The following is a 23,253-nucleotide window of genomic DNA, read 5'->3' as shown; positions in this document are numbered from 1 at the left end:
GTGCGCGATGGGTTCGCTGCGCTCTACCCATCCTACAAGCGATGTGCCCCTTACTGCCCCGCCAGCCGATCGGCAAAATACCCGATCGTCTTGCGATAGACCACTGCCCTGTTCCATTCCCGCATCGCCTCGAAATTGGCGGTGCCTTCGCCATAGGGCTGCCCCATCTTGAAGCCGTTGCTGTGGAGCAGGTTCGCGGTCGAGGCGAGCACGTCGGGGACGCTGTGGCGGAGGTCGACGTGGCCGTCGCCGTCGAAATCGACGCCGTACTTGATGTAGGACGACGGCAGGAACTGGGTCTGGCCGATCTCGCCGGCGAAGGCGCCGATCAGGTCGCGCAGCGGCAGATCACCGCGCTGCACGATCTTGAGGGCGGCGAGCAGCTCACCCTGGAACAGCTCGGTGCGGCGGCAGTCATGCGCGAGCGTCGCCAGCGTGCGGACCACCGGCATCTTGCCGATGTCGCCCTTGCCGAAATCGCTCTCCAGGCCCCAGATCGCAACCAGGATCGTGCGAGGCACGCCGAACTGCTGCTCGATGCGCGAAAGCAGCGCGGCGTGACGCTGCAACAGCGCCTTGCCGCCATTGATGCGGCCGGGGCCGACGCGGGTGGAGACGTACTGCTCGAAACTCTTGTTGAAGGTGTGGCGCTGGCGCCTGTCGAAGGCGAGCACCGCGCCGTCCTGCTGCACGCCACTGAGCGCCGCATTGGTCACGCTCGCCGAGACGCCCGCCGCCTGCGCTTCCGAGGCCATGCTGGCGACGAAGCTGTTGAAGTCGCCGCCGCAGCGCGCGGCCTCCGGCCGAGCCGCCGGCCCAACAGACGATGAAAGCGGCGGCGAGAAGCGGTCTCAGCATGCGGGAAGATCCTTGAACAATGTGCGTGGAAAGCGATGCGCGATCATGCCCGGGAACAGGATTCGCGTCAAAGCGATCGGGACCGGTCTTGTCCATCGGCCCGCCTTCACCGCGCCGAACCAAAAATCAGAAAACAACCCCATGCACAGTAGGAGCTCAGCTGGCATCGATGCGCTTTTACCGAAATTGCTTGACCCGTCGGGCAATACAGGTGTATGGTGCCAGCATCAGGGATTCCTCACGTGGCGCCACCACGCGGCTGGCAGCGAATGACATGGCACTCCCCACCCTCCTCCGCATCCCCCTGTTTCGCCTGCTCGCCATCAACCTTGCGATCGGCGCCTGCGCCGCGGCGCTGCTCGTCGGCGGGCTGCTCTGGCTCAACCCCGGACATCTGCGCGAGCTGATCTTCGCCGACCGCGCCCCCGGCATTGCGCTTCTCGTCCTGCTCGGCTCCTTCCTCATCACGTTCGGCTCCGCCGCGATGGGCAGCGCGATCATGCTGCAGGGACGCAAGGAAGATAAAGAGGATGACGGCCGGCGCGGCGGCGGACACGGATCGCGGCTCGCCGTGCAGAAACTGGCACAGCGCACGCACACGCGTTGAGATATGCACCCGCGAATTGGAATGCGTTCGCGTGCAGGGAATGAGAGCCCTCCGCGCTCATTCGGAAAAGATGCAGCTCTACGCGATTCAATACATCCCACGCGAGCTCTCGTTGCATTGCGAGAGCGACGATACCGAACAAAGTGCTTTGACGATCCAATCATCTGCTTCGAAAAATCGTGCACGCGGCGCTCGCCATCGACGCATATCTGATGCGCACGCTGCGACACCAACGCCGTCATGATTTGCCTTGCCATGGCATGGCGATGGTATTAGCCTTCTATTTTAGGTTGTTGCCCTGCCAGCCCCGGGCGACGCTGAAGACCAAAAATAAACGGCGGGCTTTGCGGCCCGCCGTTTATTGAGGTCGGGGCCAACCAATCGGATGCATCGGATTTTGCGAAGCGCCGGACGCTTCCATCCTCCCCGGCATCTCGCCAGCGGCCTGCCGATCGATCGGCTCGCGGTTCCGCCGCCACAGAGTCATGCTGACCGCCGGAAACCCGGCAAAGTCAATTGACTATGGCGCCCTGATCGACGACAAGCCCGCCATGGCCAAAAAACCCGGAACCAATCCAAAAGGCGAATTCGCCTTCTTCAACGTCTTCTATGAAGACGGCTCCCAACGCTCCAACCGCCGCGTGCCCGCGGAATTGCTCGGAGGCCTCGACGGCGACGAGCCAGCCCGCGCCTTCATCATGGAGCAGGACCGCGAGATCGCCGAAAAGTCCGGCCGTCCGCCGCTGGAGATCAAGGATCTCGAGCGGGTCGGCGCGAAGAAGAAATAGGCGCTGCGAGGTACTCGCAGCACAAGCAGAAGCGGCTGGCCTTGGGACGCCCTCCACTGCCCTTCGGGGACGTGGGTTAAGACGCTTCACTGCGTCCTACTGCATCGCAAAATCGAAGAACAATTCTGCATCGATCAACCATTCATCCAACATGGTACCCGACGCTCCTGGGCGTTGATAACTGAGCAGATCGGCAGCTTTTCGCAAGCGCGGAAAGCCACGCTGAGTTTGGAAATAGCTGCTAACTTTGCGCCAGGTATCGCGATTTCGATGAGCGTAGAAATTCCTGATTACAGCGATGTCGGAGAATAGTGTGGTGTTGAGCGCGAGAGCGGCATCGAACTCCGGCAAATTGTTTCCACCGAGGGCCGCCAAGACATTGCGTACTTCTCTTGGGTTACGAAACTTATGTTCGTCTCGGCGATCAACAACTGGGGGTGAGCCCATTCTCTGATACCGAACAGAATTCACAATCGATAAAGCTTGCGCGCCCAAGTGAGCATCTGTTGGAAATGGCGGGACTTGGGTTCGCGCCCATCGTCCTGACAGGCCCTTCACTCCAAAATTCGAAGAGACCAAGAACTCTCTAAAAGTCGAAATGATAAGGTTGTCTAACTCGATAACTACGTGAGCCCCCCAAGTCGCCGCGGCACGATCATTTCCCGCAGAGAAATAAGTCTGACACGATCGAAAGAAAGAGATTCGTCGCATTAGTACATCTTGCGTCGCGTCAAATCGACGAGAGGCGCGCATGTCAAGCGTCTGAATTTTTTAAGGCAGAGTCGAAATACAACATTCGGACTGCGCGGGAAGTATCCACATTTGTCTTCGTAGTAGTCTGCACGAAATCCGCGAGTTGTGGAGAATCGTCTGGACTGCCTAGCGCAACGATCAAGTCGTTAAGACTTACAGGCGCCGCATCAACTTTAGCAGCGACCTCAGGAGCCAAGCTGCGAGCTTGGTCGAGGATTGCGAGTTGATATTTCCTATCGATGAGAGCTGAAATAATCGAATAAGCCATATAAGGCTTCGTCAATCGCGCGTCGTGATAAGCATCCATCGAGAGATAAGTGTCTATGCCCCAGCCAAGCCTTTCGTGGAATTCCTCCTCACGATCGAAGGACGTGTTGTACTTCTTATATATCGCATCCAATTGCGTGCTCTTTGTCGTGTGGATGCCATTATCAAATAAGTACGCGAGATCAGCGAGGAGTTTGAAGTCACCCATGCGGATTAAATCTCGCTTGGAGAAGAGCCCTATCTGCAGAAATCTTTCTCTTTTCTCTTTGCACAAGCTGTTCACAAACCACTTGAACGGCCCTTGGAATCGAGCATTGCGCTGCTCCTCCTCGTTCAATGGAACGTTGTTGGCATTCATTCGAGTGAATGCCTCACGCACTTCCGATTCCTGCACACCTGAGAACTGATCTATGGGGAGAGAATAACCCAGGAATTTTGATTTATCGTCATCCTCTAGATCGGAGTAACGCTTTCCTCGAAAGCGATCTGTATCGATCTTCTGCGACAATCGAAGTTTATTGTTGAAAAACTCCCGAAGCGCGCCGCTGCGTTGCTGCCCATCGACGATCTCTTTGATCGTCCCCTTCGTCTTCAGGTCAATTCGAGCGTAAACGAAGAGCTTAGGAATCGGAAATTCCAAAAGAATCGATTCGATGAAGTAAGATTTTGCCAGAGACGACCAAAGACCTGAGTTGCGCTGATAGTCATCATTGATCGTAATCTTATTTGCCTTCAGATCGTTGCAAAAATCTCCGACCGACATTGGTGAGGCATTGGCAAGCATCTGTTGTTACTCGATCAGATTAAACACGCCTGAAAAGTAATGCAGTCTCTTGGGCAGTATCCATACTGTACCCGTTCGCTCGCGGATTTAGTTGTGCAAAACTCTGCTTAAAGTTGAAATTCGCTCGGCTCACCAACTGAAATCCTGCTGCACTTGCGAAGTCCGCCGAAAGCCGGGCTAGGTCTACAAAGATTTCCTTATAGTGAGATCCTTGCACAACAACGACCATCCGTGCTCCAGGGCGAGAAAGGCCGTTGAGCCTCTCGAACGAGAAATACATCATAGAGATATAAGAGCTAAAGAAAGAGAGATAGTACGTTGCAGATGCCTTTGAAGCGTGTGCAGCAATTTTCGCTAGAAGGGTCTTTCCATAGTCCCCAATGTCCGTGGGCATAAAACTTGGCCCTCGTCCAACCACAGGGGAACCGATCATCGCGCGACGCAATTCTTCGATTGCCAGTTCTTCGACCAATGAGAGAACCAAGAGTTCCGGCAATGTCGCCTTCACATAGTCGATTCGTGTCAAATACGGCGGCGACGTGATAATGATATCAGCTGAAATTTGCGGCAACGCCGGACCGAGCAGATTTGCTCTAATCAAGGAAACTTTAGCTGCCGCTCTAGACGATGTGAGCTTCGAACCGAGTTCGCTTAGTTCATGGTCGACCTGAATTTTAGTGATCGATGTTACGACCTTTCGTACCTCGGTCTGATCTAGCTGCCACCATGTCGGATTCGTGGCGACTCGATCTCGCAACTTCCTCCGTGCAATTCGAAATATCGCCAAAAGCAGCAACGAACGTGTAGAGGAATCGTAGGGCGAGCTACAACTCTCGATCAAGAATTTCTGCGAGATCGACCGTCCGGAGTTCGCCAGTAGCGCACGGGCAGACGCCAAATTCTTTAGAGTTGCAAGGCGGGCCATCGCGACAACCGCCATTGCAGGATTTATATCAATTCCGATCGAAGCCACCCCACTTCGTCGGGCAATGCTTGTCGTTGTCCCAGATCCGTTCCAAGGATCCAAAACCACGTCATTGGGCGATGCTTGCAACGCATCCAAAACATCTGTCACGAAAGCTTCCGAGAAGCCCGCGTAGTAAGGAAACAGCGAAGATTGCCGCTCAGTCGTCGTCTGCTTCGGTGACGAAAGCGGCGCTCCCCCAAGCGCCAGCATCGCTAATTATCCAAAAACGACCGCAGCTTCCGCGACCTCGACGGATGCTTCAGCTTCCGCAGCGCTTTCGCCTCGATCTGGCGAATACGTTCGCGCGTCACCGAGAACTGCTGCCCCACTTCTTCCAGCGTGTGGTCGGTGTTCATGCCGATGCCGAAGCGCATGCGCAGCACGCGCTCTTCGCGCGGGGTGAGCGAGGCGAGCACACGCGTGGTGGTCTCGCGCAGGTTCGACTGGATCGCGGCGTCGATCGGGAGGATCGCGTTCTTGTCCTCGATGAAATCGCCGAGATGCGAATCCTCTTCGTCACCGACGGGGGTTTCGAGCGAGAGCGGCTCTTTCGCGATCTTGAGGACCTTGCGGACCTTCTCCAGCGGCATGCCGAGCTTTTCGGCGAGCTCTTCCGGGGTCGGCTCGCGGCCGATCTCGTTGAGCATCTGGCGGCTCGTGCGCACGATCTTGTTGATCGTCTCGATCATGTGCACGGGGATGCGGATGGTGCGGGCCTGGTCGGCAATGCTGCGGGTGATCGCCTGCCGGATCCACCACGTGGCGTAGGTCGAGAACTTGTAGCCGCGGCGGTACTCGAACTTGTCGACCGCCTTCATCAGGCCGATGTTGCCTTCCTGGATCAGGTCGAGGAACTGCAGGCCGCGGTTGGTGTACTTCTTGGCGATCGAGATCACGAGACGGAGGTTGGCTTCCACCATCTCCTTCTTGGCCTGACGGGCTTCGCGCTCACCCTTCTGCACCGAGTGCACGATCTTGCGGAACTCGACGATCTCGAGGCCCGTGAGGGCTGCGAGCTGATGCACCTCGTGGCGAAGGTCCTTGATGCGGTCCTTCTCGTGGTGGACGAAATTCTTCCAGCCCTTGGCCGAAAGCTTCGAGACACGGTTGAGCCAGCGCGGATCGAGCTCCGAGCCGGTGTAGTTGCGCAGGAAGTCCTCGCGCGCGACGCCGTGGCTGTCGGCGAGGCGCATCAGACGGCCCTCGTGGGAGACGAGGCGCTTGTTGATGTCGTAGAGCTGCTCGACGAGGCTGTCGATACGCGCCTGGTTCAGGCGCAGCGACTTCACCTCGACGATGATCTCGTCCTTGAGCTTGCGGTACTTGCGCTCCTGGTGCGGCGAGAGCGAGGGACCATGCGAGGTGCTCTCGAGCTGGTTCTGGATGTCCTGCTCTTGCAGCTTGCGCAGCTTCTTGTAGCTCTCGGCGATCTTGTCGAAGATCTCGACGACCTTCGGCTTGAGCTCGGCCTCGATTGCCGCAAGCGACATCTGGTTCTCGAACTCGTCGTCATCGTCCATGTCGGCTTCGGCGGCGGCCTCGCCCGGATCCTTCTCGGCTTCGCCGGCATTGCCCGGCGCAGGCGCGGCGCGGAACGGGGTCGGCGCCGGCGGTGCGGCGGGCGGCGCGACATGCGCGCCCACGGCCGCGGCGGCCTGGCCGCCTTCGGCCGACGCTTCGCCGTTGGGACCGGCGATCATCGCGGTGTTCATGCCGGCCTTGGCATCGGGGCCGGCATAGGTCGCTTCGAGATCGATGATGTCGCGGAGGAAGATCTTGCCTTCGTTGAGCTCGTCGCGCCAGATAATGATGGCCTGGAAGGTCAGCGGGCTTTCGCACAGCCCGGCGATCATCGCCTCGCGGCCGGCCTCGATGCGCTTGGCGATCGCGATTTCGCCTTCGCGGGACAACAGCTCGACCGTGCCCATCTCGCGCAGATACATGCGAACGGGATCGTCGGTGCGCTCGCCCGGCTCGCTCTTCTTGACCTCGGTGACGGCCTTTTGCGTGACCTCGACGAGTTCGTTGTCGGTCTCGTCCTCGCCGCCCTCGTCCTTTTCCTCCTCGTCGCCGCTATCGTCGGCTTCGGTGACGTTGATGCCCATGTCCGAGAGCATGGACATGATGTCCTCGATCTGCTCGGGGAGGTCTGGTCGGACGGCAAAACTTCGTTGAGCTGATCGAAGGTCACGAAGCCGCGCTTCTTGGCCTGCTTGATCATCTTCTTCACTGCCGCGTCGGACAGATCGAGCAACGGCGACGGCGCGTCCTGGGAATCCTTCTCGGGAGCGTCCGCTGCCTTGTCGTCTTTTTCCTTGTCCTTCGCCTGCAGCGTCTTTGCCTTGGTGGCCATCCATTGCTCCTAAACGCGTTTCAAACAGACGGCTCGCCCCGCCTGCCTGAAATCACTGAACCTGTTGCTCGACGCTCTCGCTTCGCCAGATCTCGACACGGAAAGGGCGGCGCGCATATCTCTCGCCACCCCGACCTTTCTCTCGCCGGATTTGCCTAACGCTTCGTGAGCCTCTTTGTCACAGCGGATGCAGGTGAAGTGCCAACAGCTATTGCGCGGATTCATTCCTGACGCGTCTGTTCTGCCTGCGGCCGCCTGGGGGCCAAAGTGCTACAAGACCGTTAAGCCTCGATTAACCCTGTTTTTGCCGCCAAACCTTGGATTTGGCGAGTCTTTTAGCGGTTCCGGCCTTGGCCGTCCGCATGATTCTTTCATCACACGCTCTTCTGGAACCGGCCCGACAGCTCGCCAAAACCCTCGATCAGGGCCTCGGTGCCGTCAACTTCGGCCAACCGAGCCTTCAAATCACGAAGCCACGCCATGTTGGCCTCGCTGGGATCGTCCCCCAAGGCCAGTTCGGCATCCTTCAGTTCTCTAAGTAGTGAATGGTACTGCCGATGCAAGGCAACGAGCTGGTGCCAGGTGGCGAGAACGTCGTCCCGCGCCGCGCCCTCCTTCGCACCCCACACCGCCCCTGTCGTAATTCGCCCCTCAACCTTTTGAATAAGCTGTGAAAATCCGCCTTTCTTGAGATCGTCGCGCATCTTCTCGGCCTGCTCGGATGGATCCGGGCTGTGGTGATGGTCGTTGGCGAAGGCGGCGATGATGCCGGCCCGGAGCTTGTGGACATCGGAGTGGATGAACTCCAGGGCCGCAGCCTCCTCGAGATGCTCGTGCAGCAGCCAGGGGTGGTTGATCAGAATTTGCAAAATCAGCGCTTCGCGGCGGGAAATGGCGCTGCGCTGCCCCTGCATGATCAGGCTGGCCGCCAGCTGTGGGCTCGCCGCCTGGTAGGGGCCGGAGGGCAGCATGACGGGACCGGGCGGGCCGCGACGTCCTCCGCCGAATCCCTGGCCGCCGAATCGATTCGCCTGCCCCCCGCCGCGGGGCTGGAACGGGCGGCCGCCACTCCCAGGGCGGAAATTGCCACGGCCGGCAAAGCCGCCACGACCGCCTTCGGGAGCAAAGGTGCGCTGAAGCCGCTCGGCGAGATCCTGGCGATAATAGCGCCGCACCACCTCGTCCCGGATGCCGTTCGAGAGCTCCTTGATGCGTGCCTCCAGCGCGGCGCGCCGCTCGGGGGTGGCAAAATTGCCGCCTTCCAGCTCGCGCGACCAGAGCATGTCGGCAAGCGGCCGCGCCGCCGCGATCACCTCCTCGACCGCGCCGCGGCCGCCGGAGCGCACGAGATCGTCGGGATCCTGCCCTTCCGGCAGCAACGCAAAGCGCAGGCTCTTGCCCGGCGCGAGGAAGGGCAGCGCGAGATCAGCGGCGCGATAAGCCGCCTTCTGCCCGGCCTTGTCGCCGTCGAAGCAGAGGATCGGCTCGTCCGCCATCTTCCAGAGCAGTTGGAGCTGGTTTTCGGTGAGCGCAGTGCCGAGCGGCGCCACGGCACCTGCAAAGCCCGCGGTGACCATGGCGATGACGTCGACATAGCCTTCGACCACGATCAGCGACGCACCGTTATGCGCGGCGGCGCGCGCGGTCTGGTAATTGTAGAGATTGTCGCCCTTGTGGAAGAGCGGCGTCTCCGGCGAATTCAGATATTTGGCCGGAACGTCCTTTTCCAGCGCGCGTCCGCCGAAGGCGATGACGCGGCCACGAAGATCCGTGATCGGAAACATCACGCGATCGCGGAAGCGGTCATAAGGCACGGGAATGTCGTCGCCGGCGACCAGCAAGCCGGTCTCGACCATGTCCTCGACGGAGATGCCGAGCTTGCCGAGATGCTCCTTCAGCGCGAAGCGATCGGGCGAGGCATAGCCGAGGCGAAACTGCACTTGCGTCGCCGGCGAGATCGCGCGGTCGGCGAGGTAGCCGCGCGCTTTCGCGCCGAGGCGCGAGGCCAGCGTTTCCGCGAAATATTTCGCGGCGAGATCCATGACGTCGTGCAGCGTCCGGCGCCGCTGCTCATGCCGCGCCGCATCCGGCGTCACCGCCGGCAGCGGCAGGCCCGCGATGCTGGCGAGCCGCTCGACCGCCTCGGCGAACGGCAGGCCGTCGGTCTCCATCACGAAGGTGATGATGTCGCCGTGCTTGCCGGAGGAGAAGTCGTGGTAAAAACCCTTCTGGTCGTTGACGTAGAAGGACGGCGTCTTCTCCTGCTGGAACGGCGACAGCCCCTTCCACTCCCGCCCCGCCTTCTTCAGCTTGACGCGCTTTCCCACGACTTCGGAGACCGAAAGCCGGGCACGAAGCTCGTCGAGGAATTGGGGCGTGAAGCGCATGGGGAGACTAACGGGCCAGCTGAGTCGGAGCGAACGCCTACGGATATAGGAACGACACTCCTAAAAGTCAGGAATGTCCGAGTTATTCGACCTGTGCACAGCCCCTGTCATTCTGGGGCGGCGAAGCCACGAGCCCGGAATGACGGAAGGCCTTGAACCCAACCCGGTTCCACGCTTCCATACCGCCATGTTCAGAACGTTTCGGGGTGGCCAGAGCGGGGGCTGGCGCGTGACCTCGGTATCGCCCGTCACGGGCGAGCCCCTGCCCTTCATGCCGGCGCTGTCGGTCACCGACAGCGGGGCCATCTCATTGCCGCTAGTGCCCTCGCGCAATGCGTGGCGGCTGGTCGGCGCGCCGAGCTCGCTCCGCTATACCGAGCGGCCTGAGAAGCAGCAGCTCACCGCGGTGCAGGCCGGACTCGGCCGGCCGGAGGCAACCAGCGCCGCGCTGATCCCAATCCGCAAATCGCAGGCCTGGTGGGAGCTGACCCAGGAAGAACGGCGCAGGATCTTCGAGGACAAGTCGCACCACATTGCGAGCAGTCTTCGCTTTCTGCCCGCGGTCGCACGCCAGCTCTATCACTGCCGAGATCTCGGTGAGCCCTTCGATTTCCTGACCTGGTTCGAGTTCGCCCCCGCGCAGGCCTCGCTGTTCGAGGAGCTGGTGGGGATGCTCAGGCGGACCGAGGAGTGGACCTACGTCGAGCGCGAGGTCGACGTTCGCGTGGTCAAGGAAGTGCTGTCGGCCTAATGATCGAGGAAGCGGCCTGACTCGATGTGGGGCAGATCAGTCACGGGCCAGTTGTAGATATAGGTCCAGGCCTTCTCCGTGACGCCGTCCGCGCCTGTCACGTCGATCAGCTCGCGCAGATATTCGGTCGGCTCCGCAAAGCCCTCGCCGCAGGCTTCGTACATGTCGAGCTCGCGCAGCAATTCGTCCGGCACATGAAGGCGAAACAACTCGCCATGGACGACGTCGGAGTTGGCGTCCGACAACAGCAATCCCGGATAGTGCTTGACCAGAACGAGCCGGCCGCGACAGGTCGCCTCGCCAAGGAAATCCGCGTGGCCGGCGAGCAGCCGCGCCATCGGATGGTCGAAACCGCGCATCAGGGTGCCGTAGACGAAGAGACGATCGGAGGTCATGAGGCTCTATAACCGCTCGCCACCGTCATTGCGAGGAAGCGTTGCGACGAACCTGCAGCAACGGCTCACCCGGCCTTCACGACCTCGTCGCTGATGACGACGAACGTCTTCAACTCCATCCGGCCAAAGCTGGTCGAGAGCGCGACGTCGGCGGCGTCGCGGCCCGTGGCCATCAGGATGCGGCCCCTGCGGGGAATGTTGTGGCGGGCGTCGAAGGTGAACCATTTTCCCGACAGCCAGACCTGAAACCAGCCGGAAAAATCCATCGGGGCCGGATCCTTGGGAATGCCGATGTCGCCCATGTAGCCGGTGCAGTAGCGCGCGGGGATGCCCATGCAACGGCAGAAGGCCAGCGCGAGATGCGCGAAGTCGCGGCAGACGCCGGTCTTCTGCTCGTAGACGTCGTGCGCCGATTTCATGTGATGGGCGTGCTGGTATCCGAAAGTGACATGTTTGTGGACGAACTCGGTGATGGCGGCGACGCGCTTCCAACCTGGCTCCGTCTTGGCGAACAGCGACCAGGCGATGTCGGTGAGCTTGTCGGTCTCGCAATACCGGCTCGGCATCAGGTAGAGCATCAGCTCGTTCGGCAATTGCTCGATCGGGAGCTGCTGCGCCGTCGGCATCACCTCGTCGGGCAGGCCGGTGTCACGCACCAGCGCGCGGCCCTTCAGGGTCACGCCGCCCGCGGGAGCGACGAGCCGGCCGCAGACGTTGCCGAAGCTGTCGTGATAGAAGCGGATCGGAACGTCGGGCTCGGCGACCACCGTCTCCTTGCCGATGATGTCGGCCTGCCGCGAGGGGTGGATATTGAGCATGATCACCATCGGGGTCGGCTGCTCTGCCGCGTAGGTGATCTCGAAGCCGACCCTGATTTCCATCTATAAGACCTCTGCCTCCATCTCTTCGTCGCTCTGCTGGTCGTCCGAGACCACCCTGATGGTCACGTCCATGGCCTCGAAAGCATTCCCGGCGCCGATATAGACCCCGTGCAACGGGATCGCCTGGCGCGGATCGCGGGCGACCGCGACTCGAATGAGATCGCGGGTGCCGACGATGCCGTTGGTCGGATCGAACTCGATCCAGCCCGCACTCGGCAGATAGACCTGCACCCATGCGTGGGTCGATCCGCCACCGACGTGACGCTGCTCGATATCCTCCGGCACGAAGATGTAGCCGGAGACAAATCGCGCTGCGATTCCGAGGTGGCGCAAAGCTTCGATCATAAACAGCGCATAGTCCCGACAAGTTCCCGTGCCCGACTGCAAAGTATCGAGCGGATGCTGCGTGCCGAGCTCGTGGCGCTTGCGGTACTTGAACTGCTTGCGGATGCCGTGCGTCATGCCGCTCAGGATCTTGACGGTCGGCGTCGGCGCCTCCTCGTCGAGGAAGCCGCGCGCCCATTCAGCGATCTCACCGCCCGGATCGGTGTATTGCGGCGTGATGTACTGGACGAGATCGGGGAATTCCTCGTCGTCGTAGACGAAGGGGTAGAAATAGGCGGTATCGTCCGGCGTCAGCGCGAATTCCTCGACCGGATTGTGCTCGACGGTGACATGCCAGTCGAAGCTCAGCGTCTCCGCACGTTCGTCGAAATTGGCGATCGCGACCGAATTGCCGAACACATCGTGAATCCAGTGCAGCGACATCGGCGTGGGCGAGATATCGAGTCTGGAGGCGAGCACACGCAAATCGTGACCGTCGCGCGGACGGAGCATGATCCTGTGTTCGCCGAACGCCACGGGGCGGTTGTAGCGATATTCGGTCTTGTGATGGATCGTCAGCAGCGGCATCGTGAGGCAATCATGATCATGTTGGGGGGATCAATCTACAGCGATTCTGCCCAATTGTGCGGGTGACTGCTCTTTCCATAGGCAATCTGGATGGCTTTAGACACGGCTGGCGCGACCGATCAACTGCTGGACGAGGGCGACATTCCGCCGGTGCATGAGGTGAACGCCGGGGGAACATCGCCCTTCCTGCTCACCTCGGATCATTACGGGCGGGCTCTGCCGCGCGCGCTGGGCGATCTCGGCGTCGCCGAGGCCGAGCTGACGCGGCACATCGCCTGGGATATCGGCATCGCCCGTGTCGCCGAGCGGCTGGCCAGGATGCTGGACGCACACCTGATCGCGCAGCGCTATTCCCGGCTCGTGATCGACTGCAACCGCCCGCCGGGCGCAGCGAGCTCGATACCGGTCATTTCGGAGGCAACCGCCATCCCGCGCAACGAGGGCATTTCGGAGCACGAGCGCGGGGCGCGGCGGCGCGAGATTTTCGAGCCCTATCATCACCGCATCAACGCCGTCATCGACGGCCGGCTACACGACAAGCGACCGACGGTGCTGGTGTCGCTCCACAGCTTCACGCCGGTTTATGCCGGGGTTGAGCGGCCCTGGCATATCGGCACGCTCTACAACCGCGACACGGTGCTGCCGCACCTTCTGCTGAAACATCTCCGCGCCGAGAGCGATCTCGTCGTCGGCGACAACGAGCCTTATGCGGTGAACGACCTCACCGACTACACCATCCCCGTGCACGGCGAAGCCCGCGGCCTCGTCAACACCGGCATCGAGATCCGCCAGGATCTGATCGCGGATCAGTCCGGCGAGCAGCAATGGGCCGAGCGGCTGGCGCGGATCTTCGCGGAGATCGAGGTGGAGTTGAGGGCGGAGAGAGTGGTCGACTAGCCGCGCGTCGCGACGAACAGCGCCAGCGCGGCGAAGGTCGCGGCAATGCCCCACAGCACCCAGGCCATGCGGCCGTCGCCGCGGGCATCCAGCGTCGCCTCGGCCGGGTTGTCGGGATTGACATGGACCTCGACGGTCGCGCCGTCCTGATAGCGCGACATCAGCTTCCGCAGCATCTCGTCGGACGCCGACGGCGTTCCGGCTGCGACACGCGCGCATTCATTGGTGTAGCTGACGTTCTGATAAACGTACGTATAGGTCACGCGTTTGCCGAACATCTCGACGCCGCGCGTCTCGCCCGGCTCGCTGGCCGTGCGATATTCCTCGATTCCCGACAGCTTGACCGTGCCCGGCACCACCGGCCAGCGCGTCGCCATCGACGCCTGCTTTCGCACGGCAACCCCCATCAGCGCGATGACGAGGCCGAACGCGCCGAAGCCGACGACGAGGCCCGCGAGGTCAGGCCGTCCGATATGGTGCGCGAGATAGGCATATCCCTGATTGAACCCGAACGCCGAGCCGAACACGATGGCAAGCACGATCACCGTGCCGATGCCGAGGCAGCCCCACAGGCCCTTGGGCAGGTCGCGTTCCAGCACGGCCTGATCGGGATGGCGCGGATTGTAGTAGACCGTGACGATGCTGCCGGCCGGATATTTCGCGAGCTTTTCGGCGACCTGGAAGTTGCCGAGGTCTTCGCCGATCGAGATGCGGTTGTTGCGCAGCTTCCTGCCGCCCACCGAATACTCGTAAGTCACATTCGCAAAATTGCGACTCTCGAGGCGTGAGCCGCCCTCGCGGTCGTCGTCGAAAACCTTGACCTCGCGCACCGCTGCGACCGAGGTGACGACTTTGCCCGGCGCCTGCAGCCAGCTTCGCGCCTCGCGCACCTGCCAAGTCTTGACGATTGCCGCAACCAGCAACATTCCCAGCGGTGCAAGCAGCATCGCGTAGACGAACCAGGGCAGATCGGGCACGGCAAGATCCTTCGTCGACGGCAATGCCCGATTGGACGCATCGCCGCCGACAATGGTTCAAGCCGGACAAGCGCGAAGGCGGACTACTTCGCCCTGGTCAGCGCCAGCCAGATGCCGCCGCCGATCATGAAGCCGCCCGACACCCTGGACATCATGCGGGTGCGGCGCGCCGAGAAAAAGTTGCGGGCCTGACCGGCAAGCAGTGCGTAGATTCCGTCCGTCAGGCCGGCGAGCACCATGAAGGTCATTCCGAGCACCAGGACCTGCGACAGGTGATCCTTGCTCATGTCCATGAACTGCGGAATGAACGCGCCGAAGAACACCAGCAGTTTTGGATTGGACAACGCAACGACAAAGCCCTGCAAGAGGAAGCCACCGCGAGGCGGAGGCGGTGGCGCGTCGGTGTCGACGCCCTCGACCGGCGAGCGGATCAGCTTGATGCCGAGCCAGACCAGATAGGCCGCGCCTGCAAAGCGCACCCAGTTGAACCAGTAGCCCATCGTCGCCATCAGCGAGGTGAGGCCCACCGCAAGGATACCAATCACGATCAACAGCCCCACCTGCACGCCGAGAATGTTGGTGAGCGCCGCGCGCGTACCGTGACGCAGGCCGTTGGCGATGACGAGGGTCACGATCGGCCCCGGCAACAGCGCCAGCGCAATGCAGGCGGCGACGAAGGCGAGATAGGCTTGCATGGACATCATGAGAGAGACTCGCTGAGGGCGGTTCGGAGACATTAATGCATGGCGACGGCGGGAACGGAAGTCACGTCCTCGCACTTGACATGCAACCTTTTGGTTGCCTATTATCGCTGCCATGGATGCGGTCTTCAAAGCGCTCGCCGATGCGTCACGACGGTCGCTGCTCGACAGGCTTCACGCCAGGAACGGCCAGACACTGAACGAGCTCTGCGAGGGCCTCGCGATGACGCGTCAGGCGGTGACCAAACACCTTGTCGTTCTTGAAGAGGCCAACCTCGTCACGACGATCAGGCATGGCCGCGAGAAGCTGCACTATCTCAACCCGGTGCCGATCCATCAGATCGGCGAACGCTGGATCAGGAAATTCGAGCGCGGCAAGCTCGCCGCGCTCGGCGAGTTGAAACGCCAGTTGGAGAAGCGCGATGAGTAAGCCGCAGTTCGTCTATGTGAGCTATATCGAAACCACGCCGGAAAAACTGTGGGAAGCGCTGACGTCGAGCGAGTTCACGAAGCAATACTGGTTCGGCGCCGAGGTCCGCTCCGACTGGAAGGTTGGCTCCCCCTTCGCGCTGACGCTCGATGGCGAGATCACCGATTCCGGCGAAATCCTCGAGGCCGATCCGCCGCGACGGCTTTCCTACAGCTTCAAGCACCGGAAGTTCGAGGAGCTCCGCGGCGAGCCAATCTCGCGCGTCGTCTTCACCATCGAACCGTTCGGCTCGCTCGTGCGTTTGACCGTGCTGCATGACGGCCTTGTCGAGGGTGGCAAATACCTCGGCGCCGTCTCCAATGGCTGGCCGGCGATCCTGTCCGGGCTCAAGAGCCTGCTGGAGAGGGGCCAAGTGCTCGCCATCCCGCGAGCAGCCCTCAACAAGGGATTCGAAGCAAAATGAACCTGGAACAGTTCAAGCCGCTGACGGTCTACACCATCTACATCGCCTCGACGCCCGAACAGGTGTGGGAGGCGCTGACATCGGCCGAGTTCAGCCGCAGATACTTTTCCGGCTTTGCGGTGGAGATGGAGCCGAAGCTCGGCGGCCGCTTAATCGTGCGCGCGCCCGACGGTTCCGAGCACATCTCCGGCGAGGTGTTCGAATACGATCCGCCGAGGAAGCTGACGGTGACGTGGAACGTCAACTGGCCCGACCTCGTCGCAAAACTCGGTACCACACTCGTCACCTACGAGATCGAGCAAGCCGGCGAAGCCGTCCGTCTCACCATGAGCGAATGCCACGACCGTCCGCTGAGCGACGATATCCTTTCCGGCGGCCGCACAGGCTGGCCGGCGATCCTGTCCGGGCTCAAGAGCCTGCTCGAGACGGGGAAGGCGCCGCAGATCAAGATGGCGCCGCCAGCGCAGATGCTGGCGGCGTTGAAGGCGATGGGGATCAGGACGCCGTAGCGATTGGAACCTGCGCTGTCATCGCTTCTTCTTCACCGGCGGCTGAATCTCGTCGATCTTGCTGCGGCAATCCCCTTCCGAATCGTGCGGGCCCGAGACGAAGGTCCCGCTGACCTTGATCGCGTACCAGCCTGACTCCACGCCGAGCCGGAGCGCTTCGTCTGTCTTGACGTGCCGTGGGGAGAGAGCCTGCATCGGTTGAGCTTGCATCAGGTGCTTTCGGTTGGCGCTCGATCTCATATCGAAACGCAGTGGAATCTTTCGGATGTCCGCGGCAAGAGGTGCGGGGGTTGCGGCCATTTCACGTCGCGCGTGGAGTCGTGGCGCCACGTGGGCGCGGAGACGACCGCTCTTTCCGACATTGGCGCACCGTGCGCGCAATCACGGCAATTAGCTATCGTTTTCTCGCCCAATTCTCGTCCAAGGGCGAATAGCTCGCTGCCGATGCGTCCGGCTCCTCTAGGCCATCGGCGCCACCAGCCGCCGATAGAGATGCCACGTCGCATGCCCGAGCACCGGCAGCGTCACGATCAACCCCAGGAAATACGGCAGCGCCGAGACGATCAGCAGGATCACGATCACGGCGGCCCAGCCGATCATCGGTAGCGGGCTCGTCACCACCGCGCGCACGCTCGTAACCATGGCGGTGACGAAATCGACCTCGCGGTCGAGCAGCAGCGGAAACGACACCACGGTCAGCGAAAACAAAATCAGCGACAGCGCCGCGCCGACCGCATTGCCGATCGCGAGGAACAGCAGGCCCTCGTTGGTCGTCAGAACCACCGTCATGAATTCCTGGAGGCTCGGAGAACGAGGCGTGCAGGCCGAGCAGCAGCGCGATCAGGAGCCGCACCTGGTACATCCAGACCACGAACACGAACAGCGTGACGAACGCCATCCAGCCGATCTCGCTGCGCGAGCGTATCGCCGACCAGATGGCAGCGAACGAGACCGGTTCGCCGCGCTCGCGGCGGCGGCTGACTTCGTAAAGACCGATCGCCACGAACGGGCCGACCAGCGCGAAGCCGGCCGCGAGGGGATAGACCAGATAGACCATACCGAAAGCCGTGAGGCAGAGCATGATGGCGATGCCACCGGCCGCGTAGAGCGCACCAAAGCAAAGCCCGTAAAGTGGTACCATCTGGAAATCGCGCAGGCCCTCTGCCAACGCTTCGGCGATATCCGTCGCCCCCACGGAGCGCACCACCGGATCGACCTTGCCCGAGATGGACATCGGCACCCTCCTCCTCTGCCGGTGCGATCTTCGTCGCACGCGGATCGACCTCGATAGTAGCGCCATTGGGCGCCGCGCGCGACTTCAGAATCTTTCCCCGTAGGCAGCTTTTCGGCACGACGCCTATGGACTGAGCAGAGGATGGTGCCGCAGATTGCCCCTTCCGGCCAGCACGTGCGATCACCAGAGCGGACCACCCGACCGATGAGCTTGCGTACCCGGCTACTGATACTCGTGATCGCGGCCATGCTGGTGCCGGCGAGCCTGGTCGGGCTGCGCTTCGTGCAGAACAGGAGCAGCGAGATCAATGCGGCCCTGGCCAATCTGGCTGCGTCGGCCGACGACATCGCGAGCGATCTGGACGAGAAGATCCAGGGCACCGCCCAGCTTCACTATGGCCTCGCCCGTGCGCGCGACCTCGATACGCGCGACAAGGCGGCGTGCTCGGCCTTTCTGTCGGACGTGCGCGAAGAATACCCGCAGTTCACAGGGATATTGACCATCAATCCGGACGGCAGCCTGTTCTGCGACTCGCTGCGGACCGACCGCACCCTCGATCTGAGGGATCGCGCCTATTTCAAGCAGGTCCAGGGCTTGCACGGCAGCGTCGCGCTCGAGCCGGTATTCGGCCGGCTGACCGGACTATCTGTGCTCCAGATCGCCTACCCCGTGCGATCGGAGGCGGGCGCGCTGAAATTCATCCTGCTTGCCTCCTTCAACCTCAACAAGTTCGCGGAATACCACCACAAGCGGCTGCTCACCGAGAAGGAGATCCTCTTCACCGACGGCAAGGGGACCGTTCTTGTCGCCCCCAAGGAAGGCGGCCGGAGTGCGCCCGTCGGCGCCTCGATCGCAGGGTCCGACCTGTTCCGCTTCGCTGCAAACCCCGATCGTGACGCGTTTCGGGAGGTAACTGATCGCGAAGGCCGCACCCAGGTATGGGCCGTTGCCCGCTCGCCTTCGATCCGCAACGCCGGCCTCTACATCATGGTCGGGCGCTCCAAGGACGGACTGGTCGCGGCCGCCAGCCGCCGGCTCTACGAGGACATGGCGATCCTCGCCGTGGCCTCGCTGCTGCTTTTGGCGGGCGTCTGGGTCCTTGCGACCATGAGCGTCGGGCGCCAGGTCGGACGGCTCGCCACGATGGCGAAGAAGCTCGGGCTCGGCGAACTCGACGCACGAATTCCGCCTCCTTATCCGCGCGGTGAGCTCGGCGGATTGATGACCCTGCTGAACGGCACCGCCGAGTCGCTCGAGCAGCAGCGCGCCGCCATCGCCGACCTCAGCCACAAGCTCAGCCAGTCCCAGAAGATGGAAGCGATGGGGCAGCTCACCGGCGGCGTGGCGCACGATTTCAACAATCTGCTGACCGTCATCCTCGGTAATTCGGAGCATCTCGCCGACAGGCTGGCGGGAAACAAGGAACTGCACCGGATCGCCAGCGACATCGCGACCGCCGCCGAGCGCGGGGCCGACCTGACACGGAGCCTGCTCGCCTTCGCACGCAAGCAGCCGCTGCGACCGCGAGAGATCGACATCGCCGAGAAGGTCGTCGGCATGGAGCAGTTGTTGCGCCGGTCGCTGGGCGAGCACATCGAGTGCAGCTTCGTCTTCGGACCAGATCTGTGGTTGACCAGCGTCGATCCCGGCCAGCTGGCAACGGCCCTGCTCAACCTCGTGCTCAACGCGCGCGACGCGATGCCCGACGGCGGCAAGCTGACGGTCGAGGTCCGCAACAACTCGCTGAGTGCATCCGACCTCGACGTCAACGGCGAGCCGCGGCCAGGCGACTACGTCATGGTGGCCGTGACCGATACCGGCAGCGGCATGACCGGCGAGGTGGCAAGCCGCGCGTTCGAGCCGTTCTTCACCACCAAGGAGGTCGGCAAGGGCACCGGCCTCGGCTTGAGCATGGTCTACGGGTTTGCGCAACAATCCGGCGGGCTCGTGCAGTTGCAGTCCGAACCGGGGCAAGGCAGCGTCGTCAGGCTGTTCTTTCCTCGCATTGCAGCCACGCTGAGCGAGGATCCGCCACAAGTGGAGCGGCTCACCATCCCCGATGGAAGCGAAACCGTTCTCCTGGTCGAGGACGACGACATGGTCCGAGCCTATGTCGAGAGCGAGCTGAAGACGCTCGGCTACAGCGTCATCGCGACATCGAACGGGCCCGCGGCGCTGGACGTGCTGCGCCAGCCCGGAGATATCCATCTGCTGTTCACCGACGTCGTGATGCCCGGCGGCATGTTCGGGCCGGAGCTTGCAAGGCAGGCCCTCGTCCTGCGGCCCAGCCTCAAGGTGCTGTTCACCTCTGGCTACAGCCAAAGTCCCGTCAAGACGCCCGACGGAATCGATGCCCGCATTCTGACGAAGCCGTTCAAGCGGCAGGATCTCGCCGCGATGCTGCGGTCCGCCCTGTCGGCGCCGTCGCGCTGATCAGCGAACCTTACCCCTTCTTACCCCTTGGCCCGCAGCTCGCGCCGCAGAACCTTGCCCGTCGCCGTCATCGGCAGTGTCTCCGCGAACTCCACGAAGCGGGGATATTCGTGCGCAGCGAGTTGTACCTTGACGAACTCCTGGATCTCGCGCGCGAGTGCCTCGCCCGGGGCAAAGCCCGGGCGCAGCACGATCCAGGCCTTGATCGATTCGGTGCGGATCGGATCGGGAATGCCGACCACCGCCGCCATCGCCACCGACGGATGCTTCATCAGCGTGTGCTCGATCTCGGACGGGCCAACACGATAGCCGGCGGTGGTGATGACGTCGTCTTCGCGGCTGACGTACCAGAAATAGCCGTCCTCATCCTGCACGCCGAGGTCGCCGGTGAGCAGAAACTCGCCGGCATATTTCTTCGCCGTCGCCTCCGGATTGCGCCAGTATTCGAGCATGGTGCACGGGCACGGCTGGCGCACGCCGATGATGCCGCGCTGGCCGCGCGGCTGCTCCTCGCCCTTGTCGTTGACGATGCGGACGTCGAAGCCCGGCGTCGCCTTGCCCATCGAGCCCGGGCGGATCGGAAAAAGGTTCGAGTTGCTGCCGATCACGAGATTGCACTCGGTCTGGCCGAACACTTCATGCGCATCGATGCCGAAGGTCTCGCGCACCCAGCCGAGCAGTTCGCCGCCGAGGGATTCGCCGCCGGTAAAGATGCTGCGCAGCTTGACGCCGGAATGCTTCACGCAGGCCTGCCGCATCAGCTTGAGCGCGGTCGGCGGCAGGAAGACGTTGCGGACGCCGAGATCGGCCATCATCTGCATCGCCGCCTGCGGTTCGAACTTTCGGGCGCGATGACCGACCAGCGGAATGCCGTGATACCAGAACGCGAACAGCCCGTTGACGAGGCCGCCGATCCAGGCCCAGTCCGCCGGCGTCCACATGAGATCGCCGGGCCGCGGCAGGAAGTTGTGACACATCTCGACGTTCGGCAGATGACCGAGCACGACGCGGTGCGCGTGCAGCGCGCCCTTCGGATTGCCTGTCGTGCCCGAGGTGTAGATGATCAGTGCGGGATCGTCAGCCGAGGTGTTGATCCGCGCGAAGTCGGGCGATGCGGCCTTGACTGCATTCCAGAATGATTTCGTACCAGCCGGCGCGCTTTCACCGACGACATAGACGTTCTTCAGATCCGGCAGGCGATCGCGGATCCTCGCCAGCTTCTCCCAGCCCGCTTCATCGGTGACGATCGCCTTGGCCTGCGAGTTCGACAGACGGAATTCCAGCGCGTCCTCACCGAACAATGCGAACAGCGGGATCGAGATCATCGCCGAACGGAACGCCGCCATGTGCGCGACCGGCAATTCCAGCGATTGCGACAGGAACACCGCAACGCGGTCGCCGCGCGCGAGGCCGTCGGCCTTCAGCACATTGGCGAAACGGCGCGACATCTCCGCAACTTCGTCGAAGGAAGTGCGCGTGGTAGCGCCGTTCTCGTCGACATAGACCAGCGCGAGGCGGCCGGTCCCGTCGGCATGGCGGTCGCAGCACGCCTCCGCCATGTTGAAGCGCGCCGGGACGTCCCAGCGGAACTTGCGGTGGAGCTCGTCGTAGGTGGCAGCTTCGGTGAGCATGGGCGTTTCCCGGCAGCATCGTCATGGCCGGGCTTGTCCCAGCCATCCACGTTCTCGTTTGGCCTGAGTTTAAGGCCGTGGATGCCCGGGACAAGCCCGGGCAGGACGGAGAGTGCGCTTCACCGCACCGTCGCGAAGAACTTCCTGACATCGCGCACGAACAGCTCCGGCTGCTCGAATGCGGCGAAATGGCCGCCCTTCTCCATCTCGCTCCAATGCGTGATGCTGGAGAAGTTCGGCTCCATCCAGCGCCGCACCGGCGTGATGATCTCCTTGGGGAACACCGCAACGCCCGTGGGCACGTGGACCTTCGGCGTCGTCCGGCGCTTGCCGAAGCTTTCCCAATACAGCCGCGCCGATGACGTCGCCGTTTCCGTCGCCCAATAGAGCATGACGTTGTCGAGCAGTTCGTCCTTGCTGAAGATGTTCTCGGGATGGCCGTCGCAATCGGTCCAGGCCCAGAATTTTTCCAGGATCCAGGCCGCCTGTCCGCTCGGCGAATCCGTCAGGCCATAGCCAAGTGTCTGCGGCCGCGTCGATTGCTGTTTTGAATAGCCGGAATCGAGATCGGCATAGTGCTTGAGGCCGGCGAGCGCGCGCTTTTCCTCCGGCGTCGGCTCGCCCTCGACCTTGGGCGCGGCGTTGAAGGCGAGCGTGATGTGGATGCCGGCGCAATGCGCGCCGTCCTGTCCGCCGAGCGCGGTCGTCACCGCCGAGCCCCAGTCGCCGCCTTGCGCGCCGTAGCGCGCGTAACCGAGACGATCCATCAGCTTGGCCCAGGTTGCAGCGATGCGATCGACGCCCCAACCGGTGGTCTTGGGCTTCGCCGAGAAACCAAACCCCGGCAGTGAGGGGCAGATCACGTGGAAGGCATCGGCTGAATTGCCGCCATGCGCGACGGGATCGACCAGCGGCGCGATCACCTTCTGGAACTCGACGATCGAGCCGGGCCAGCCATGGGTGATGATCAGCGGCAGCGCCGAAGGCTCCTTCGAGCGCGCATGCAGGAAGTGGATGTCGAGCCCGTCGATCTCGGTGGTGAACTGTTCGAAGCGATTGAGCTTGGCTTCGCGGGCGCGCCAGTCGTAGTCGTTCGCCCAGTAGCCGCAAATCTCCTTGATCCACTTCAGCGGCGCGCCCTGGCTCCAGTCGTCGACCAGTTCGACCTCGGGCCAGCGCGTGCGAGCCAGGCGGGATTTGAGATCGACGAGAATGTCGTCGCCGATGGCGATGCGGAATGGCTTGATGGCGGTCATCGGTTGCCTCCCTTGTTCT

General features: G+C 62.3%; 20 protein-coding genes and 3 pseudogenes. 8 read left to right on the top strand and 15 right to left on the bottom strand.

The annotated features are described in order from the left end of the window. Positions 1–50: 50 nt before the first annotated feature. Positions 51–858, bottom strand: a pseudogene (locus ACQ86E_RS19460) (lytic murein transglycosylase). Between the two features lie 274 nt (positions 859–1,132). Between ACQ86E_RS19460 and ACQ86E_RS19455 the strand changes: the two are divergent. Together ACQ86E_RS19455 and ACQ86E_RS19450 are read left to right on the top strand one after the other, a co-directional pair. After that, a complete protein-coding gene (locus ACQ86E_RS19455) occupies positions 1,133–1,465 on the top strand; it encodes a hypothetical protein (protein WP_431206510.1) in 333 nt (110 codons plus the stop codon). A 551-nt stretch (positions 1,466–2,016) separates the two neighbouring features. Then, positions 2,017–2,253: a hypothetical protein gene (locus ACQ86E_RS19450; protein ID WP_431201357.1), complete on the top strand. Its 237-nt coding sequence runs from the start codon at positions 2,017–2,019 to the stop codon at positions 2,251–2,253. A gap of 96 nt (positions 2,254–2,349) precedes the next feature. Here the strand turns inward: ACQ86E_RS19450 and ACQ86E_RS19445 are convergent, their stop codons facing one another. From ACQ86E_RS19445 to dnaG, 5 genes and pseudogenes are all read right to left on the bottom strand, one after another. Then, the gene (locus ACQ86E_RS19445) at positions 2,350–2,748 is read right to left on the bottom strand and encodes a hypothetical protein (RefSeq protein ID WP_431201356.1); all 399 of its coding nucleotides are present in this window, start codon (positions 2,746–2,748) and stop codon (positions 2,350–2,352) included. A 259-nt stretch (positions 2,749–3,007) separates the two neighbouring features. Next, complete coding sequence (locus ACQ86E_RS19440; RefSeq protein ID WP_431201355.1) at positions 3,008–4,057, bottom strand: DUF262 domain-containing protein; 1,050 nt, start codon at positions 4,055–4,057, stop codon at positions 3,008–3,010. A 19-nt stretch (positions 4,058–4,076) separates the two neighbouring features. Continuing rightward, positions 4,077–5,234 (bottom strand): DNA methyltransferase, encoded by a 1,158-nt coding sequence (locus ACQ86E_RS19435; protein ID WP_431201354.1) that lies wholly within the window; start codon positions 5,232–5,234, stop codon positions 4,077–4,079. A gap of 2 nt (positions 5,235–5,236) precedes the next feature. Continuing rightward, positions 5,237–7,377, bottom strand: a pseudogene (gene rpoD / locus ACQ86E_RS19430) (RNA polymerase sigma factor RpoD). Positions 7,378–7,751: 374 nt separating this feature from the next. Then, positions 7,752–9,764 carry a DNA primase gene (dnaG, locus tag ACQ86E_RS19425; RefSeq protein WP_431201353.1) on the bottom strand — a complete coding sequence of 671 codons (2,013 nt, stop codon included), beginning with the start codon at positions 9,762–9,764 and terminating at the stop codon, positions 7,752–7,754. 187 nt (positions 9,765–9,951) lie between these two features. On the opposite strand from dnaG, the gene ACQ86E_RS19420 reads away from it, so the two are divergent. Then, positions 9,952–10,515, top strand: coding sequence for a chlorite dismutase family protein (locus ACQ86E_RS19420; RefSeq protein WP_431206509.1), 564 nt, complete (start codon positions 9,952–9,954; stop codon positions 10,513–10,515). Here ACQ86E_RS19420 and ACQ86E_RS19415 read toward each other — a convergent pair. From ACQ86E_RS19415 to ACQ86E_RS19405, 3 genes are all read right to left on the bottom strand, one after another. Next, positions 10,512–10,910 (bottom strand): gamma-glutamylcyclotransferase family protein, encoded by a 399-nt coding sequence (locus ACQ86E_RS19415; RefSeq protein WP_431201352.1) that lies wholly within the window; start codon positions 10,908–10,910, stop codon positions 10,512–10,514. The two genes, ACQ86E_RS19420 and ACQ86E_RS19415, sit on opposite strands and share 4 nt — an antisense overlap. Positions 10,911–10,975: 65 nt before the next feature. Beyond that, the gene (locus ACQ86E_RS19410; RefSeq protein ID WP_431201351.1) at positions 10,976–11,791 is read right to left on the bottom strand and encodes a transglutaminase-like domain-containing protein; all 816 of its coding nucleotides are present in this window, start codon (positions 11,789–11,791) and stop codon (positions 10,976–10,978) included. Then, positions 11,792–12,703 (bottom strand): transglutaminase family protein, encoded by a 912-nt coding sequence (locus tag ACQ86E_RS19405; protein ID WP_431201350.1) that lies wholly within the window; start codon positions 12,701–12,703, stop codon positions 11,792–11,794. Between the two features lie 90 nt (positions 12,704–12,793). Between ACQ86E_RS19405 and ACQ86E_RS19400 the strand changes: the two genes are divergently transcribed. Beyond that, entirely contained in the window at positions 12,794–13,600 is an 807-nt protein-coding gene (locus tag ACQ86E_RS19400) for an N-formylglutamate amidohydrolase (RefSeq protein WP_431201349.1), read from the top strand. Here ACQ86E_RS19400 and ACQ86E_RS19395 read toward each other — a convergent pair. Both ACQ86E_RS19395 and ACQ86E_RS19390 read right to left on the bottom strand, forming a co-directional pair. Further along, on the bottom strand, positions 13,597–14,577 hold the full coding sequence (locus ACQ86E_RS19395; RefSeq protein ID WP_431201348.1) for a DUF3592 domain-containing protein: 981 nt from the start codon (positions 14,575–14,577) through the stop codon (positions 13,597–13,599). The genes ACQ86E_RS19400 and ACQ86E_RS19395 overlap by 4 nt on opposite strands. A gap of 83 nt (positions 14,578–14,660) precedes the next feature. Next, positions 14,661–15,278: a LysE family translocator gene (locus ACQ86E_RS19390; protein ID WP_431206508.1), complete on the bottom strand. Its 618-nt coding sequence runs from the start codon at positions 15,276–15,278 to the stop codon at positions 14,661–14,663. 115 nt (positions 15,279–15,393) lie between these two features. Between ACQ86E_RS19390 and ACQ86E_RS19385 the strand changes: the two genes are divergently transcribed. The 3 genes from ACQ86E_RS19385 to ACQ86E_RS19375 are packed head-to-tail and all read left to right on the top strand — an operon-like array spanning position 15,394 to position 16,680. After that, a complete protein-coding gene (locus ACQ86E_RS19385; protein ID WP_431206507.1) occupies positions 15,394–15,708 on the top strand; it encodes an ArsR/SmtB family transcription factor in 315 nt (104 codons plus the stop codon). Then, a complete protein-coding gene (locus ACQ86E_RS19380) occupies positions 15,701–16,171 on the top strand; it encodes an SRPBCC family protein (protein WP_431201347.1) in 471 nt (156 codons plus the stop codon). Before ACQ86E_RS19385 ends, ACQ86E_RS19380 begins: the two co-directional genes overlap by 8 nt. Further along, positions 16,168–16,680 (top strand): SRPBCC family protein, encoded by a 513-nt coding sequence (locus ACQ86E_RS19375; protein ID WP_431201346.1) that lies wholly within the window; start codon positions 16,168–16,170, stop codon positions 16,678–16,680. Before ACQ86E_RS19380 ends, ACQ86E_RS19375 begins: the two co-directional genes overlap by 4 nt. An 18-nt stretch (positions 16,681–16,698) precedes the next feature. On the opposite strand, the gene ACQ86E_RS19370 is transcribed toward ACQ86E_RS19375, so the two are convergent. Continuing rightward, entirely contained in the window at positions 16,699–16,875 is a 177-nt protein-coding gene (locus ACQ86E_RS19370) for a hypothetical protein (RefSeq protein WP_431201345.1), read from the bottom strand. A 264-nt stretch (positions 16,876–17,139) separates the two neighbouring features. Next, positions 17,140–17,914, bottom strand: a pseudogene (locus tag ACQ86E_RS19365) (DUF2189 domain-containing protein). 204 nt (positions 17,915–18,118) lie between these two features. Between ACQ86E_RS19365 and ACQ86E_RS19360 the strand changes: the two are divergent. After that, positions 18,119–20,347 (top strand): ATP-binding protein, encoded by a 2,229-nt coding sequence (locus tag ACQ86E_RS19360; RefSeq protein ID WP_431201344.1) that lies wholly within the window; start codon positions 18,119–18,121, stop codon positions 20,345–20,347. A gap of 20 nt (positions 20,348–20,367) precedes the next feature. Here ACQ86E_RS19360 and ACQ86E_RS19355 read toward each other — a convergent pair whose 3' ends face one another. Together ACQ86E_RS19355 and ACQ86E_RS19350 are read right to left on the bottom strand one after the other, a co-directional pair. Then, the gene (locus ACQ86E_RS19355; RefSeq protein ID WP_431201343.1) at positions 20,368–21,978 is read right to left on the bottom strand and encodes an acyl-CoA synthetase; all 1,611 of its coding nucleotides are present in this window, start codon (positions 21,976–21,978) and stop codon (positions 20,368–20,370) included. Between the two features lie 119 nt (positions 21,979–22,097). Further along, entirely contained in the window at positions 22,098–23,234 is a 1,137-nt protein-coding gene (locus ACQ86E_RS19350) for an epoxide hydrolase family protein (RefSeq protein ID WP_431201342.1), read from the bottom strand. Positions 23,235–23,253: the final 19 nt, after the last annotated feature.

The sequence above is a fragment of the Bradyrhizobium betae genome (assembly GCF_050632175.1).
GTDB classification, from domain to species: domain Bacteria; phylum Pseudomonadota; class Alphaproteobacteria; order Rhizobiales; family Xanthobacteraceae; genus Bradyrhizobium; species Bradyrhizobium betae_B.
Note: the sequence above shows the minus strand (reverse complement) of the source record. Positions and strands in the feature narration are given on the sequence as shown.